The sequence below is a fragment of the Peribacillus sp. FW305-BF15 genome (assembly GCF_058783805.1).
This window is the reverse complement of the sequence record NZ_JBYSYV010000017.1, coordinates 14,076-30,744: the sequence shown is the minus strand read 5'-3', so window position 1 is coordinate 30,744 and position 16,669 is coordinate 14,076. Positions and strand designations below refer to the sequence as shown.

The window sequence follows — 16,669 nt, the reverse complement described above, 5'->3', positions numbered from 1 at the left end:
GAAAGTAAATGAAAGCAGTTTTGTTCGTAGGACACGGAAGCCGGTTGGCTTCGGGAAATGAAGAAGTCCGTCATTTTATTGAAAATATGATTCCGGCAATGGAAGGGAGTTTCCTAGTGGAAACGTGCTTCTTGGAATTTGCGGCACCGAATATATCCAAAGGAATCGATAATTGTGTAAAACGAGGGGCTACTGAAGTTATCGTCATACCAATCATTTTGTTGCATGCAGGACATTCGAAATTACATATCCCAGCTGAAATAGAGGATGGGAAAACCAAGTATCCAGAAGTGAAATTCACATACGGCCAAACGATCGGGGTCCACCATGATGTATTGACGATCCTGACAGACCGTCTTGAGGAAGCGGGATTCGATACGACCTCTGAACATTCTGAGACAGCGATATTGCTAATTGGCCGAGGTGGCAGTGATGCTGATGCCAATAGTGATATATATAAAATTTCACGATTATTATGGGAAAAATTAAGCGTTAAATGGGTCGAAACAGCCTTCATGGGTGTAACGGACCCTCACGTGGATGAAGGTATTGAACGATGCATCCGATTAGGGGCAAAAAAAATTGTGATGCTGCCATATTTCCTCTTCACTGGGGTGTTGATGGAAAGAATGGAGGATATGCTGAAAGGCTATCAAGAGCAATATCATGATCGAGAATTCATATTGGCAAAGTATTTTGGATACCATCCAACCTTACAGAACATTCTGCAAGAACGAGTAATTGAAGCCAGTGAAGGCAAATCAAGCGGGGCGCGTGATTTGGAAAACTATCGTAAACATGTCGAGGAGCATGGACATGCTCACCATCATCACCATCACGACCACGATCATGATCACCATCACGACCACGACCATCACCACGATCATGATGGGCAAGCGGTGGGGACATCAAAATGATTTTGTTCTTGGCGGGTACAAGTGATGCAAGGGAATTAGCGATTGAGATGCAGCAGGTGGGGCACAAGGTTTTGGCAACTGTTGTAACCGAATCTGCTGCTAAGAGTTTGCAGGATGCAGGGATATCCACCCGGATTGGCCGATTATCTGCAGAAGATATGACATCTTTAATCTCTGCAAAAGGTTTTCAGGCTGTAGTCGATGCAAGTCACCCATTTGCCGAAGAAGCATCCAAAAACGCCCTTAACGGAGCAAAGGCAGCAAATGTTCCTTATATTCGTTATGAGCGTGAAAGTCAACGGTTTCAGAATGATAAATTGATAGTTGTCCGTGATTATGAGGAAGCTGCCAAGCTTGCCGCAGAAAAACGGGGAGTCATCATGCTCACGACCGGAAGTAAAACCCTAGCCGTGTTTGCAAAAGAATTGGTGGGGCTCGAGAATACCAGACTCATAGCGAGAATGCTGCCACGCATGGACAATATGGAAAAATGTGCACAGCTGGGCATTGAACAAAAAAATATCGTTGCGATTCAAGGGCCATTTTCCAAAGAATTAAATAAAGCTCTATATGAACAATATGGGGTCACATTGATGATAACGAAAGAAAGCGGCAAGGTCGGTGCGGTTGATGAGAAATTGGAAGCCGCGTTGGAATGTGGAATAGAGACGATCATGATATCACGACCGGATGTCGACTATCAGAATGTTCATTCCAGTTTTGATCATGTCATTGCCGAGTTGAATAAACAGCAAATTGAAAAATAGGAGGAATGCAAGATGGATTTTAAAACAGATTTTAAACCACTCACGGTAGACCCTGACAAAATATATGATTATAGCTTTTCAATCATTGCTGAAGAAATGGGCAATCATGATTTTTCTGAAGATGAATGGAAGATCGTCCGCAGGGTCATTCATGCTTCAGCGGATTTTGAATTGGGAAGAAGTGTCATCATCCACCCAAATGCCATTCAAGCTGGTGTGGAAGCCATTCGCAAAGGAAGGCATGTCATTGCTGATGTGCAAATGATCGAGAGCGGCACAGGCAAAAAAAGATTTCAAAAACACGGCGGGGACGTTCATTGCTATATTTCAGATCCGGATGTGATGGTCGAGGCAAAACGTTTGAATACGACAAGGGCAATCATTTCGATGCAAAAAGCTGTAAAGGAAAATGAAGGGGGCATTTATGCCATTGGCAATGCACCTACCGCTTTACTTGAGCTCATTCGCCTCATTAAAGAAGGGATTGCAAAACCGGACTTAATCATTGGAATGCCTGTTGGGTTTGTTTCTGCAGCAGAATCGAAAGAGGAACTCGCTAAGATCACAGAAGTTCCATTCATTACGAATATTGGCCGAAAAGGTGGAAGTACTGTCACTGTTGCCGCATTGAACGCGATTTCCCTTTTAGCTGATAGTTAAAAAACATGGAAAAGAAGGTGAAAAAAGACCCCTCACAAATGCGTCATGGATATACGACGGGAGCATGTTCGACAGCCGTGACCAAAGCGGCATTGACTGCATTGATCACGGGGGATGCACTAGAGGAGGCAACGATTTCCTTGCCAATTGGCCGAGATGCCACTTTCACTATTGAGAAATATGAAATATCGGAAAATGCGGTTAGTGCAGAAACGGTTAAAGATGCCGGAGATGATCCCGATGCCACACATCTGGCCCATATTATCTCTACTGTCAGCTGGTCCGATGCACCTGGGATTATCTTGGATGGAGGGACCGGAGTTGGTCGTGTGACCAAACCCGGGCTTCCCGTTCCTGTAGGGGAAGCGGCTATTAATCCTGTACCGCGCAAAATGATTTTAACCACTGTGCAGCAAACATTGGAAGAATTTAAGATCAATAGAGGAGTGAAAGTCGTCATCTCCGTACCTGCAGGTGAAGAAATAGCGAAAAAGACATTAAATGGCCGCTTGGGGATTGTGGGAGGCATTTCCATTTTGGGAACAAGGGGCACTGTCGTCCCTTTTTCCAGTTCCGCCTATATGGCAAGTATCGTCCAGGCTATCAGTGTCGCCAAAGCGAGTGGGTGTGAGCATCTAGTCTTAACGACTGGCGGGCGCAGTGAAAAGTATGCAATGGGCCTTCTTCCAGACTTACCTGAGGAAGCCTTTATTGAAATGGGTGATTTTGTGGGCTTCTCACTTAAGCAATGTAAGAGGCAGGGAATTAAAAAGGTATCACTTGTCGGCATGATGGGTAAATTCTCCAAAGTGGCCCAAGGTGTGATGATGGTGCATTCAAAAAGTGCCCCGGTCGACTTTGGTTTTCTATCGGAAATAGCCCAAAGCGTCGGAGCTGAAGATGATCTTGTTCTTGAAATCAAGAATGCAAACACAGCATCACAAGTCGGGGATATGATGTCAGCGATTAATAACTTTGACTTTTTTAATAAACTATGTGAATCCTGCTGTCACTCTGCCATTAACCAGGTGAAGGGCGGCATTGAAATGGAAACGGCGATTTATTCGTTGAAAGGACAATTACTGGGAAGGGCTGTTGGAATTGAGTCAATCGATTAAATTAATTGGGATAGGGGATAACGGTCAGGAAAGCTTACTGCCTCAATATGCCCAATGGATAGAAGAAAGTGAAGTGCTGGTCGGAGGTGAACGGATCTTATCCTTCTTTCCGAACTATTCTGGCAAGAAGATTGTCATAAAGGGCGGCTTGAAAAAGGTCGTGGAGCAACTGCAGGATGTAACTCGTCCAACGGTTGTCCTAGCTTCCGGTGACCCAATGTTTTATGGAATGGGAGGTTATCTTTCCAGCAAAATAAACATGGAGGTTTACCCATATTTCAGTTCGATTCAGCTTGCTTTCGCAAAAATGGGGGAAAGCTGGCAAGATGCCTTTCTCGTCAGCATTCATGGCCGCAGTATGAAAGGGCTGGCCCAAAGAATTGATGGGAAAGCGAAAGTGGCCTTACTTACAGACAGTGAAAATAGTCCTGATCAACTGGCTAAATATCTCCTTTCATTCGGAATGACTGAATACCGGGCATTTGTGGCTGAAAACCTTCAAGGAGAAGCCGAAGAATCTGGCTGGTATGAACTAGATGAAATGACGGAGCGGGAATTCTCTCCCTTGAATGTCGTCATTTTGAAAAGAAAATCAGAAGGTCCAAGCTGGTCCTTGGGGATAGAAGATGAAGAATTTTCGCAGCGTAAGCCGGACAAAGGCCTCATAACCAAAAAGGAAATTCGGGTACTAAGCCTGCATGCGTTGAAGCTAAGGAAAAACAGCATAGTTTGGGATGTTGGGACGTGTACGGGCTCAATGGCAATTGAAGCGGCCAAGCTTGCATCCGAAGGCCAAATCTTCGCAATTGAAAAAAATGAGCCTGATTTAGAAAACTGTTATCAAAACCAACGTAAATTCCGTACCGATATAACGGCTATTCATGGAAAAGCCCCGCAGGGATTGGAAACTTTTCCGGATCCTGATGCAATCTTCATTGGCGGGACCGGCGGCGAAATGGCAGAGCTGATCAATACTTGCTGCAAACGGCTTAAAGTTGGCGGCAGGATCGTTCTGAATGCTGCGACGATCGAGAATCTTTACCGGGCTAATGAGGCATTTGCTGAAGCTGGTTTTCACACTTCCATCATGCATGCGCAAATCTCCAGAAGTAAGCCAATATTGGGAATGAACAGATTTGTACCTCTTAATCCGGTTTATATCATTACTGCACAACGAAAGGAAGACATGAATGAGTAATCTTGGTACATTATATGGCCTTGGCGTGGGCCCGGGCGATCCAGAGCTAATTACAGTAAAGGCATTTCGCGTGATTCAGGAATCTCCGGTCATTGCGTATCCAAAAAAAAGAAAAGGGAGTAAAAGCTACGCCCATCGCATTGTTGAAGTTTACATTCGTCCTGAAGAGAAGGAGATGCTGGGCCTTGTTTTTCCGATGACGAAAGATCAAGCCATCTTGGATCGGGAATGGAATGGAACGGTTGAAAAGGTTTGGCAAAAATTAAACGAAGGAAAAGATGTAGCTTTCGTTACGGAAGGCGATCCGCTTTTATATAGTACGTTCATACATATGATGAAATTGATGCAGGAGTTGCATCCTGAAGTCGAAATCAAGACGGTCCCAGGCATTTCTTCCTTTAATGGATCAGCGTCAAGGCTGGGCATCGCTTTGGCTGATGGTGATGATCATGTTGCGATAGTTCCTGCAAGGGATGATTATGAAGCGATGAAGAAGGCGATCGAAGATCATGATGCCGTGGTGTTCATCAAAGTGGCAAAGGTCATCGATTTAATGATTTCCGTTTTAAAAGATTTGGACTTACTTGAAAAGGCCTCGGTCGTAACCAAAGTCACTTCCGATGAAGAAGTGATTTGGAAAGTGAGTGAATTGGAAGGACTTGAACTAGAATACTTAACATTGATGGTGGTGAGAAAATGAAGATATATATTGTAGGGGCCGGCCCAGGTGATCCGGATTTGATTACTGTAAAAGGATTGAACATTCTCCAAACGGCTGATGTGATTTTATATACGGATTCATTAGTGAATGAAGAATTGATTGCTAAGGCAAAACCCGATGCTGAGGTGCTAAAAACGGCTGGAATGCATTTGGAAGAAATTGTTGGCATCATGGTCAATCGTGTTAAAGAAGGAAAGATGGTTGCCAGAATCCATACAGGGGATCCTGCCATGTACGGTGCAATCATGGAACAAATTGTCCTATTGAAGAAAGAGGGTATTGGTTATGAGGTGATCCCTGGAGTGAGTTCGGTATTCGCCTCCGCAGCAGCAATAGGAGCAGAGCTGACTATCCCTGATTTAACCCAGACACTCATATTAACGAGGGCTGAAGGACGTACGCCTGTTCCGGAATTTGAAAAATTACGTGATTTGGCTAGTCATCATTGTACGATTGCCCTTTTCTTGAGTGCGACCTTGACAAAAAAAATCGTTAAAGAACTTCAGGAAGCAGGTTGGAAGGATGAAACACCGGTCGCAGTCATTCAACGGGCAACATGGCCGGACCAAAAAATTGTCCGTACCACTTTAGTGAACTTAGATGATGCCATGCGTCAAAACGGTATTCGCAAGCACGCGATGATTTTGGCTGGATGGGCTTTGGACCCTGACATCCATGATAAAGATGAATACCGTTCCAAACTATATGATGCGAGCTTTACCCACGGTTTCAGAAAAGGTGTTAAACCATGATCATTGAATTGAAAGAAGCGGAACTTGCTCCCATTAAACGGTCCCATACTTATGCGATCGTAGCGATTACAAAGCATGGTGTCGAGCTGGCACGAAAATTACATACCGTTTTTTCGAATTCCGATCTATATTACATGAGCAAGTTTGAAAAAGGGGATGAAGAGCATAAACGGATCCAGCTTTTTTCGGGCAGTGTCCGTATGCTATTGCCAGCTTTGTTCAAGGAATATAAAGGAATCATACTAATTATTTCTCTCGGGGCAGTAGTCAGGATGATTGCACCAATTTTGAAGGATAAGAAAACGGATCCAGGTGTCGTAGTCATTGATGATAAAGGGGAAAATGTTATCAGTGTACTTTCAGGGCATCTGGGAGGGGCAAATGAACTGACAAAGGAAGTGGCTGCAGCCCTTGACGCAAGAGCCATAATCACGACGGCTTCTGATGTACAAAAAACGATTCCTGTCGACTTATTCGGCCAGCGCTTCGGCTGGATTTGGGATTCAGCAGAAAAATTGACGCCAGTAAGTGCGTCCGTTGTAAATGAAGAGCATGTTGCTGTTGTACAGGAATCAGGGGAACGGAACTGGTGGCATTATGATACGGCTTTACCTGAACGAATTATCGTATACCCATCCATTGAAGAAGCGCTTCAAGCAAAGCCGCAAGCTGCTCTGGTCGTGACTCACCGCATGCTTAAGCAGTCGGAAATGAGGATCCTTGAAAATGGGATTGTATATCGTCCAAAGGTCATCGCTCTCGGTATCGGCTGCAATAGGGGAACGGAAGCTGCTGAAATTGAGCAGGTGATTGCAGAAACACTAGCCGAATTATCATTTTCATTAAAAAGCGTTAAGGCTATCTGTACAATTTCCTTAAAGAAAGACGAACTCGGCTTGATTGAAGTAGTTGAAAAATACGGCTGGGAATTCGTGCATTATGAACCCGAAGAGCTTAATCAAGCCAAAATCGAGGCGCCATCGGATACAGTGTTTAAATACACGGGTGCATATGGTGTGAGTGAACCGGCTGTGAGGATTTATACCAAAGCTGAACAATTGGAGCTTGTTAAGAAAAAATCGGGAAACGTAACCATATCAGTTGGGATCATTCCTTTTTAAGGAGGAAGAAACAAATATGAACGATAGAAGACTGGTAATTGCGGGTACCGGAAGCGGGGTCGGTAAAACGACATTGACCATCGGAATCATGGCAGCCCTCCAGAAGAAAGGCTATACCGTTCAAGGGTTCAAATGTGGTCCTGACTATATTGATCCTACTTATCATACAGCAGTTACAGGACGGATTTCACGCAATCTTGACAGTTGGATGTTCGAACATGACACTGTCCGGGAAATTCTTAACAAAGCAGGTGCCGGAGCTGATATATCAATCATCGAAGGAGTCATGGGCTTCTTCGATGGCAAAAGTCCGTTAGCCAATACAGGATCGACGGCTGAAATCAGCATCATCACGCAAAGCCCTGTCCTGTTGGTAGTCAATTGTGCCAGCATGGCTCGGAGTGCAGCTGCCATCGTAAAAGGATTTCAGGACTTTGCGACCGGTCCGAACATCATTGGGGTCATTGCCAATCAAGTGGGAAGTGTAGGCCATTACAAAATCGTCAAATCAGCCATTGAGCAAGAATGCGATGTACCGGTGCTCGGTTATATGAAGCGGGAATTGGATATTGATATTCCAAGCCGTCATTTAGGTTTAATTCCTGCGATTGAACGCGGGGAACTAAATCCGTTTTTCGATAAGCTTGCACAATTGGTCATGGAAACGATTGATATCGATCAGTTGTACCGTTTGTCCAAGACAAATCCCGTTACCAGTGGAAACTCAAATATTTTTCAACCCAAAAATGAAAGTGACGTGTGCATTGCTGTCGCAAAAGATGCAGCCTTCAATTTTTATTATCAGGAAAACCTTGAATTACTTGAAGCATATGGGGCGAACATCAAGTATTTTTCTCCATTAAACGGGGATGAAGTACCATTGGATGCTGATGGTTTATACCTTGGTGGCGGTTTTCCTGAGGAATTTGCAGCTGAACTTTCCGGTAACGTGGATGCTATCAAATCCATCAGAAGCACCATAGAAAAGGGGATGCCGACTCTTGCGGAATGTGGCGGTTTCATGTTTTTGAGCAAATCGATTGAAACGACTTCCGGAGAAACGCATCAGATGGCAGGAATGATACCGGGCAGGATTAAAATGCAGAAAAAACTGGCAGCACTAGGATATCGTGAAATAACAGGAACTCCAGGCAATTTTTTGATCAACGAAATGGAGCAGGCAAAAGGTCATGAATTCCACTACTCGACATTTGAAGCGGATGCTGATCTTACACATGCTTATGAAGCCAAAGGCAGATTCGGTTCGAAACAAGAGGGGTGTGTATTGGACAACCTTGTAGCTGGGTATACCCACTTTCATTTTGCTTCCAATCCAACACTTGCAAAGAACTGGATTGATGCTTGCTTAAAACAAAAAAACAGATCTGCCCATGAAACTATCAACTAGTAAAAGGTATTTTTTGAAGCTTAAGAGGAGGCGCGAGCATGAAACCGGGAAAAGTTCATCTGGTCGGTGCGGGTCCCGGAGATCCGAAATTAATTACGGTATATGGACTGGAATGTATCCAAAAGGCGGATGTCATTGCATATGACAGGCTTGTCAATCCAGAACTATTAAACTATGCAAAAGAAGATGCAGAACTGGTGTATTGCGGGAAATCACCAGGGAAACATCATCTCATTCAAAATGAAATACATGAACTTTTAGTGGAGAAAGCCTTACAGGGGAAAAACGTCACCCGTCTGAAGGGTGGAGATCCATTTGTCTTCGGGCGGGGTGGTGAGGAAGCGGAAATACTGGCTGCAAACGGGATTGAATATGATATCGTCCCAGGAATCACAGCAGGAATCGCAGCACCGGCTTATGCGGGCATCCCGGTAACCCACCGTGAACATGCCTCAAGTTATGCCATTGTGACAGGCCATGGCCGTGATTACAAGGGGCAGGATAACTTGAATTGGCAGGCGTTGGCTCAAGGCATCGATACCATTGCCTTTTATATGGGAATTGGTAATATGCCGTTCATCTGTGAAAAATTGATGGAGCATGGCAGGGACGGTAAAACGCCAGTGGCCGTCATTGAATGGGGCACGACAGATAAACAAAGGACGATCACCGGTACTTTGAATTCGATTTCTTCGAAGGCTGTAAAAGAAGAAATTCAAAATCCGTCAATCTTTCTAGTAGGGGATGTCGTCCAATTAAGAGAAAAAATCCATTGGTTTGAAAGAGTGATTGAATCAGAGTCCATTATGGAAGGGAATGAGTTGGAATGTCCATAATTCAAGAATTGAAGGAACGCCGGGCGATAAGGAATTACGAAGAAAAAGAAGTGGAAGATCAAAAAATCAGGAAGTTATTGGAAGCGGCTACGTATGCCCCTAACGACCGATTGCGTGAACCTTGGAGTTTTTATGTAATCAAGGGAGAAGCGAAGCACCGTTATGAAAGTTTGGCAGAAAGGTATCTGAATGAGCGCTTCCCTACCAAACCAAAATTGATTGAAAGTTCACTTGAAGTTGTTAAGACGACACCGCTCATCATTGTCGTGACTTCTGATATTTTGCCGGATGATCCAGATTCATCCGAAGACAATGTATTCGCGTCTTGTTGCGCTGTCCATTCGATGTGGCTTGCCGCAAAAGAGCTAGGTCTTGGATTCGTTTGGCGGACTAGAGGAGTGGGTCTTGTCAGGGATGAACGCCTGCACGAATTTATCGGCTCACCGGATAACAAAAAAGTGATCGGCACCATTTTTTTCGGATACCCAAAAGGAGATCAACCGGTTCCTGCTACTAAAAGGACTTCATACATAGAAAAAACAGTTTGGTTATGAGGGTAGGTGAGTGAGTGGCACGCAGAGGATTAATGCTTATTTATACCGGAAACGGGAAAGGGAAGACGACTGCCTCATTAGGGGTGACTTTAAGGGCTATCGGCAGAGGAATGAATGTCAAATACCTTCAGTTCATAAAATCTCCAGAGCGTACATATGGGGAAGCATTGGCATTGGGAAAATTAGGAGTTAAAATGGAACAGCTAGGTATTGGTTTCACATGGACCAAAACCCCGGAAGAGCATCGCAATGCATTGGCGTTAGCTTGGGAAAAGGTGAAACTTGCCCTTGCTGATCCGGGCATTGATTTACTTGTTTTGGATGAGCTGAACAATGCTTTAGCCATTTCCAAATTCCCGATTGATGATGTCTTGCCATTGGCTGAAGTCATCGATGCAATTCGAAATCGTCCCGCTCATATGCATATAGTCATTACCGGCAGGGACGCCAAGCCAGAGCTTATGGAAATGGCGGATTTGGTTTCATCGATTGAGGCGACCAAGCATTATTATGACGAGGGTATCGGTGCTGTCAAAGGATTAGAGTTTTAGGGGGTGAGCGTAATGAAGGCACGATCCATCATGATACAAGGGACGTCATCCGATGTAGGGAAAAGTTTGATTTGTACGGCGTTTTGCCGGGTATTTTCCAATAAAGGATTACGTGTCGTCCCTTTCAAATCACAAAACATGGCTTTGAATTCTTATGTAACCTTGGATGGCGGTGAAATCGGACGGGCTCAGGGAGTACAGGCGGAAGCGGCACGGATAACGGCAACGACTGATATGAATCCGATATTACTGAAACCAAAGCAGGATATGGTTTCGGAAGTGATCGTTCACGGAAAGCATTTTCTTGATATGAATGCAAAAAGCTATCGGTCCCAGTTTGTCCAGGAAGCCATGCCCATCATCCGTAAATCGGTGGAAAAACTACAAGATGAATATGACATCATAGTACTCGAAGGGGCAGGAAGTCCTGCTGAAATTAACCTTAAGGACCGGGATATTGCAAATATGCGAATGGCTAAGCTCACGGATGCAGCTGTCATTTTAGTGGCCGATATTGACCGTGGTGGAGTATTTGCGTCCATTATCGGGACACTTGCCTTATTGGATCAAGAAGAACGAGATAGTGTAAAGGGGATTATCATCAATAAATTTCGTGGCATGCGTGAATTGTTGGACGATGGCATTGAATGGGTGGAAAAGGAAACCGGGATTCCGGTCCTCGGGGTGCTGCCCTATCTAGACGTGAATATTGAAGCGGAAGATTCACTTGCCCTCTCTTCCTTACGTTTTAAAAAACCTAAAAAGGCTGAGTTTCCGATCGATGTAGCCGTCCTGAGATTTCCGCGGATCTCCAATTTTACAGATGTGGATCCTTTTTTCGATGAACCCGGAGTAGGTGTCCGACTTGTTAGCAGTGTCCATGAGTTAGGTAATCCCGATCTGCTAATTTTGCCGGGTACAAAAAACACGATGGAAGATTTAGAGTGGTTGAAACGTATGGGATTTGATCGGGCCATCGATGAACGGCGGAAACAAGGAACGATGATCTTCGGCATATGCGGCGGTTTTCAAATGCTAGGGACTAAACTTTTCGATCCTGATGCTATCGAGGGTGATGGTGAGAACGCAGAAGGGCTTTCGCTTCTTCCGGTGGAAACCGTCTTTCAAGCAGAAAAGAAGACGGTACAAATGGAAGGTGTCCTTTCTGCTGGGATAATGGAAAGTCAAATGAATCTTAACGGTTTCGAAATACATTTAGGCAGAACGACATTGAAGTCACAAGTAAGGCCCTTTCTATTATTGAAGGATGGAAGAGAGGATGGAGCCATTTCCAATGACAACCAAGTTATGGGAACATATCTCCATGGAATATTCCATAATCGCTTGTTCACTAGATTACTGGTTAACCAAATTCGACGGAACAAGGGGTTGGATGAAGTGAAGGAAAACGTTCAAAGCGACTCGGAGCGCAGGGAGGAAGCGTATAACCTCTTGGCTTCCCATCTGGAAGAAAACATTGATATGGATACCATCTATCAATGGCTGCAGCTCGAAACTGCAGAAAGTTGAACAAGAGTCAGACCGTGCTTAGTATGTTGATCAAGGCCCTTTTATCTACAAGAAAGATCAATTTTGAGCTGCAATTCCTTTTATTTAGCCATAATAAGTGACAGAGGCATACAAGATATGTTATGTTGTCTTCTCTACATATTTTATACAAAATAAAAGGATGAGGTGTTCATATGAATAAAACAGAATTAGTGAGCAGTGTTGCTGCACAAGCTGAACTGACAAAAGACGAAGCAAAAAAAGTAGTGGATGCATTGTTTGAAACAATCACGGCTACACTTGCTAAAGATGAAAAAATCCAATTAGTTGGTTTTGGTACATTTGAAGTGCGTGACCGTGCTGCCCGTACAGGAAGAAACCCGCAAACTGGCGAAGAAATACAAATTGCAGCTAGTAAAGTACCTGCTTTTAAAGCAGGTAAGGAATTAAAAGAAGCTGTAAAATAAAAGGCGAACGAAGAAAAAAACCTGGCGATGAAATATGCGCCAGGTTTCAGTTTGTAGACAAAAGGGGTTCGGAATAAAAAAATTCTGAACCCCTTTTGAAATTCCCTTTGAATTTTCGCCTAAAGTTAAGAGATTGCGGCCCTACGAGCCCACATGTTAGGCCATTTTTGTACCTCCCCATGTCCAATTGACCATCTTCTTTAAATTAATGGCAGCTCCCATTTTACGAACCAAATGGTTCGGTGGCACCAGGTGATCTAAAGTAATCATTTCAAGTTGATCTCGCTGAATAGAATCATGTTTAGAAAGCAGCCTCATCACCTCAAGTTTTAATAATTCTATTTTAAAACAAAAATGACTCCAGGCAAAAGTGTTCTATCTAAAAGGTAAGACAAAGTTGATTGGAGCGGGTGTTCGAGACTCCTGCGGGAAAAGCGCGTCTAGGGGAGACCCCGCAGGCGAAAGCCGAGGGCCGACCGCCCGCGGAAAGCGAGTGCCCTACGTTCCAATCAACGTCCAAATTGTACAAGCCATAAAAATAGACAAACTCGATTTTCATCGAGTTTGTCTACAGTCTGAAACCTGGCGATGAAATATGCGCCAGGTTTTTTTTACTGACTGATTCGGAAACAGATAATATATACCGAATGTGACTCAGAAATGGAAAAGATAAAAAGTCGACTTTGTCATCTATTCGTATATTGTAAGAGCCATTTGGAGTTTAATAAATTGAAGGGATCAGGGCGTTCCCATGACCAACAATGAAAAAAGCCGAATCCATGAAGCAGTAATGGACTGTAACACAAATGAAAAAAAATTATAGTACTTATTAATAAGGTTTATACTGTGACTATGTTAGGCTAAATGAATAACAGGCTTTAAAACCAAAATAAAAGAGGTGAAAGAAATGCTGAAGAAAATAATGAAAAAAATCAAACAGCTTTCCCAAGGCAGCAGTGAGCGAAGACATGGGCATTATCGCCGAGGCAGCAGCAGCAGCAGCCGGGGGTACAAAAGGTATCCCATGAGTGGAAGTGACCGCTACAAGAGAAAAGGGCGGGGCAGCAGCAGCTAATTCCAATTCTTTGACTTCAATACAGCCTTCAGGTCCATTGAGATTTCTTTAATATCTGAGTAAGGTTCTTGGATGCTTAATAACCTTTTCAGTAAATGTACGGTTTCTTTTTCTAACGAAAGCTCTTCTGTCCAAGGAAGTGCTTTTTTACTTTTGGAAGCGTACGTCGTATAAAGTACATATAGAAGTATTTCCCCCAAGTCGTAAAAATCCTGCCTTTTCAGCTGCAAAATGGATTCTTTAGCGAGGTTGTCCGAATTGATCATCTTGGACAAACCAAAGTCTATCAAAATGGGCTGATGGTTCTTAAGTAGAATATTCGGTATACGTAAATCTTGATGGAAAATGTCATGCTCATGTAGATAACATACTAAATCGACCAGCTTATCCAGAAAATATAGAGACTCTTTCTCATTGAACGTTAATTGATTCGAGAAAATATGGTCTTCTAAATTATTCCCTTCTATGAAATCCATCACAAAATAAACATTTCCATCTTGCGAAAATTTCTCGTGAAATTTAGGGATATTTCTGTGGTTTAACATTCGTAATATGGAAATTTCATTTTCAAACTGTTTCAGCTCTTTTTTGCTGCGGCGTTTACTTTTCCGGAGCTGTTTGATCACTATATTTTTATTCATTTTCAAATCATTGCAACGATAAACAATACCGTAGCTTCCTGTTCCGATTACAGCTTTTACCTCGTAGCGGTAATTCAAAACCACTCCTTTTTTTAAAGGTATATCCACAAAAAATTGGTATAACTTTCTAAATGTACGCAAAATTGAAACTTTCCTCACCACTTTCATCTATTCAAGTCAAGAACAAAAAAAGGCCGTTATTAATTAAGCTTGAACATGGATAGTTTAACACTGATTTTTGATAATGCGGTAATGAAAGTCATTTCTTCGGGGCGATCTTTTGATAGTTCACAATTAAAAATAAACTTTTCCTATAATTTCACATTATGAAATTATATGGTTTTTAAAAATATTAAGTTTACTATAATGAATTCATAATAAAAGAGTAGGAGGTGGATGGGCGCGAGTTGAGAAGTTGCTTTGGGAAATCCCTAACCGGCGTCACAATAGTGAGCTGGTTTGATGGAAAGTTCAAAAGGGGATTACTGTGAATTCATCAAATTCAAGAGTAAAATTGCAAAACTCACGAGTGAACTGCTGAATTCACGAGTCAAGTGGCCAATTCACGAGTAAAACAGCAGAATTCACGAGTAAACCGGCAAAATTCACGAGTAAAACAGTAGAATTCACGAGTAAACCGGTAAAACTCACCAGTAAAACTACTAACTGAGCTCCCTTTGATCAAATTCTTTGAAGGCTACGGGAAATGAGGGTATGGAAGATTGAAAGTTTAGTAACCCTAAATCAAGAAAACTTTTCTAATACGTTTGACAATTGGATTTATCGTGTTAATATAAAGGCAAATGAATTTAATATACAATTTGTACCACTAGGGGTGCTTTATAGGTAAAAGTTGATTTTTTACCCACAAAAGCTGAGATTGAAGTATGACTTTAAGACCCTTAGAACCTGATCTGGTTTATACCAGCGTAGGGAAGTGGGGTCTGGAACTATACATTTCTGTATTATTTCAAGTACAACCACTTTCTTTACGTTTAAGAAAGTGGTTTTTTGTTTGCAAAAAAAGGGGTGATAAGTGTTTTTTTTCTGTAACGTTCAATGAAAAAATACAATTTGGAGGTAATGGACATGAAGTTTTCAGAGGAAATCCGTAAGGAAGTTAATCACATTTGGGAAGCTAGTTTTAATCATCCGTTTGTAGCAGGAATAGGAGATGGCACATTGCCATTGGAGTGTTTCCGTTTTTATGTCATGCAAGATGCCTATTATTTATCTCATTTTGCTAGAGTTCAAGCCTTAGGGGCAGTCAAAGCTACAGATTTACATACAACAAGCAGGCTTGCCGGCCATGCACAAGGAACATATGAAGCGGAGTTGAAGCTTCATGAGAATTTTTCCGAGAGATTAGGCATCACAAAAGAAGAACGGGAAGATTTCAAGCCTGCCCCGACTGCCTATGCTTATACTTCCCATATGTATCGTGCGGCTTATTCGGGACATTTAGGAGATGTTATTGCAGCTATCTTGCCGTGTTACTGGCTGTATTATGAGATAGGTGAAAAGCTGCAAGGGTGCATGCCCGAAGAGCCGATTTATCAAGAATGGATAGCGGCTTACGGAGGAGAGTGGTTCCGCACTTTGGTGGAAGAACAAATTGCGAGGCTGGATGAGATTGCTGAAAAAGTAACTGAAGAAGATAAGGCGAGAATGAAAGAACATTTTATTCTCAGCAGCCAATATGAATACTCATTTTGGGAAATGGCTTATCGTTTAGAGACATGGCCCGTTCATAAGGAAACATTAGAAGTATAAAAGGAGAATGAAACAATGAAAAAAGGATTGAAATTAACGGATATATTAGTCACGATCGTGATTGCGGTAGCATTTGGAATCGTTTATATCCTTTGGGGTTCGATTTATTATTCCGTTAAACCATTAGGATTACATCTGGATCAACTTATTTATGGAATGTGGTTTATAGCTGGCCCCGTCGCCTTCTTAATTTTACGGAAACCGGGTGTGGCACTTTTGGCGGAGATAGCTGCAGCTTCCGGGGAGTTCTTCCTTGGTTCACCATGGGGGCTGACTGTACTGTTATATGGGGTGGTCCAAGGTTTGTTCGCGGAACTGGTGTTCATGACTTTCAAATATAAAAAATTCAATATGCAGGTGGCCGTTTTAGCTGCGATAGCTTCCTGCCTGGCATCAGTTATCATGGATTTTGCATACGGGGAAATAGGTGCGCTTTCAACTTGGAATCTATCGTTATTCATGATAGCGAGGTTTGTGGGTTCCATATTCTTTGCAGGTGTGACAGCTTATTATCTAGTTAAAGTCCTGGAAGCAACAGGAGTAACAAATCTTGTGCGTCCGGTTTCCAATAAAGATTATGCAGAACTGGATCAAAAGTAGA

The 16,669-nt window shown here is 42.9% G+C and carries 17 protein-coding genes and 1 riboswitch; of the genes, 16 read left to right on the top strand and 1 reads right to left on the bottom strand.

Going from position 1 to position 16,669, the window contains the following annotated elements; translation table 11 throughout:
* Positions 1-8: 8 nt before the first annotated feature.
* From AC3WLU_RS18040 to AC3WLU_RS17975, 14 genes are all read left to right on the top strand, one after another.
* Complete coding sequence (locus AC3WLU_RS18040; RefSeq protein ID WP_400449144.1) at positions 9-917, top strand: sirohydrochlorin chelatase; 909 nt, start codon at positions 9-11, stop codon at positions 915-917.
* Complete coding sequence (gene cobK / locus AC3WLU_RS18035) at positions 914-1,684, top strand: precorrin-6A reductase (protein WP_400449146.1); 771 nt, start codon at positions 914-916, stop codon at positions 1,682-1,684. Before AC3WLU_RS18040 ends, cobK begins: the two co-directional genes overlap by 4 nt.
* Before the next feature lie 12 nt (positions 1,685-1,696).
* Positions 1,697-2,344 carry a precorrin-8X methylmutase gene (locus tag AC3WLU_RS18030; protein ID WP_034312499.1) on the top strand — a complete coding sequence of 216 codons (648 nt, stop codon included), beginning with the start codon at positions 1,697-1,699 and terminating at the stop codon, positions 2,342-2,344.
* Between the two features lie 5 nt (positions 2,345-2,349).
* Positions 2,350-3,462: a cobalt-precorrin-5B (C(1))-methyltransferase gene (locus AC3WLU_RS18025; protein ID WP_054396212.1), complete on the top strand. Its 1,113-nt coding sequence runs from the start codon at positions 2,350-2,352 to the stop codon at positions 3,460-3,462.
* Positions 3,446-4,660 (top strand): bifunctional cobalt-precorrin-7 (C(5))-methyltransferase/cobalt-precorrin-6B (C(15))-methyltransferase, encoded by a 1,215-nt coding sequence (locus AC3WLU_RS18020; RefSeq protein WP_063577760.1) that lies wholly within the window; start codon positions 3,446-3,448, stop codon positions 4,658-4,660. The genes AC3WLU_RS18025 and AC3WLU_RS18020 overlap by 17 nt, the downstream gene beginning before the upstream one ends.
* The gene (cobI, locus tag AC3WLU_RS18015) at positions 4,653-5,360 is read left to right on the top strand and encodes a precorrin-2 C(20)-methyltransferase (protein ID WP_057275921.1); all 708 of its coding nucleotides are present in this window, start codon (positions 4,653-4,655) and stop codon (positions 5,358-5,360) included. Before AC3WLU_RS18020 ends, cobI begins: the two co-directional genes overlap by 8 nt.
* Complete coding sequence (gene cobM, locus AC3WLU_RS18010) at positions 5,357-6,133, top strand: precorrin-4 C(11)-methyltransferase (protein ID WP_400449147.1); 777 nt, start codon at positions 5,357-5,359, stop codon at positions 6,131-6,133. The genes cobI and cobM overlap by 4 nt, the downstream gene beginning before the upstream one ends.
* Positions 6,130-7,254 carry a cobalt-precorrin 5A hydrolase gene (locus AC3WLU_RS18005; RefSeq protein ID WP_412993599.1) on the top strand — a complete coding sequence of 375 codons (1,125 nt, stop codon included), beginning with the start codon at positions 6,130-6,132 and terminating at the stop codon, positions 7,252-7,254. Before cobM ends, AC3WLU_RS18005 begins: the two co-directional genes overlap by 4 nt.
* A 16-nt stretch (positions 7,255-7,270) precedes the next feature.
* The gene (locus tag AC3WLU_RS18000; RefSeq protein WP_413003636.1) at positions 7,271-8,662 is read left to right on the top strand and encodes a cobyrinic acid a,c-diamide synthase CobB; all 1,392 of its coding nucleotides are present in this window, start codon (positions 7,271-7,273) and stop codon (positions 8,660-8,662) included.
* A 38-nt stretch (positions 8,663-8,700) separates the two neighbouring features.
* Entirely contained in the window at positions 8,701-9,498 is a 798-nt protein-coding gene (cobA, locus tag AC3WLU_RS17995; RefSeq protein WP_492597672.1) for a uroporphyrinogen-III C-methyltransferase, read from the top strand.
* The gene (locus AC3WLU_RS17990) at positions 9,489-10,052 is read left to right on the top strand and encodes a nitroreductase family protein (protein ID WP_492597671.1); all 564 of its coding nucleotides are present in this window, start codon (positions 9,489-9,491) and stop codon (positions 10,050-10,052) included. Before cobA ends, AC3WLU_RS17990 begins: the two co-directional genes overlap by 10 nt.
* A gap of 14 nt (positions 10,053-10,066) precedes the next feature.
* Positions 10,067-10,603, top strand: coding sequence for a cob(I)yrinic acid a,c-diamide adenosyltransferase (locus tag AC3WLU_RS17985; RefSeq protein ID WP_048678477.1), 537 nt, complete (start codon positions 10,067-10,069; stop codon positions 10,601-10,603).
* A 12-nt stretch (positions 10,604-10,615) separates the two neighbouring features.
* On the top strand, positions 10,616-12,133 hold the full coding sequence (locus tag AC3WLU_RS17980) for a cobyric acid synthase (RefSeq protein WP_057275915.1): 1,518 nt from the start codon (positions 10,616-10,618) through the stop codon (positions 12,131-12,133).
* A gap of 173 nt (positions 12,134-12,306) precedes the next feature.
* Entirely contained in the window at positions 12,307-12,579 is a 273-nt protein-coding gene (locus AC3WLU_RS17975; protein ID WP_034312477.1) for an HU family DNA-binding protein, read from the top strand.
* 1,071 nt (positions 12,580-13,650) lie between these two features.
* On the opposite strand, the gene AC3WLU_RS17970 is transcribed toward AC3WLU_RS17975, so the two are convergent.
* Positions 13,651-14,379, bottom strand: a complete 729-nt coding sequence (locus AC3WLU_RS17970; protein ID WP_413003660.1) for a protein kinase domain-containing protein — start codon at positions 14,377-14,379, stop codon at positions 13,651-13,653.
* A 737-nt stretch (positions 14,380-15,116) separates the two neighbouring features.
* A riboswitch (TPP riboswitch) is annotated at positions 15,117-15,248 on the top strand.
* 136 nt (positions 15,249-15,384) lie between these two features.
* Here AC3WLU_RS17970 and tenA point away from each other — a divergent pair.
* Together tenA and AC3WLU_RS17960 are read left to right on the top strand one after the other, a co-directional pair.
* Complete coding sequence (gene tenA / locus AC3WLU_RS17965) at positions 15,385-16,068, top strand: thiaminase II (protein ID WP_413003632.1); 684 nt, start codon at positions 15,385-15,387, stop codon at positions 16,066-16,068.
* 15 nt (positions 16,069-16,083) lie between these two features.
* A complete protein-coding gene (locus AC3WLU_RS17960; RefSeq protein ID WP_268565189.1) occupies positions 16,084-16,668 on the top strand; it encodes an ECF transporter S component in 585 nt (194 codons plus the stop codon).
* Position 16,669 lies beyond the last annotated feature (1 nt).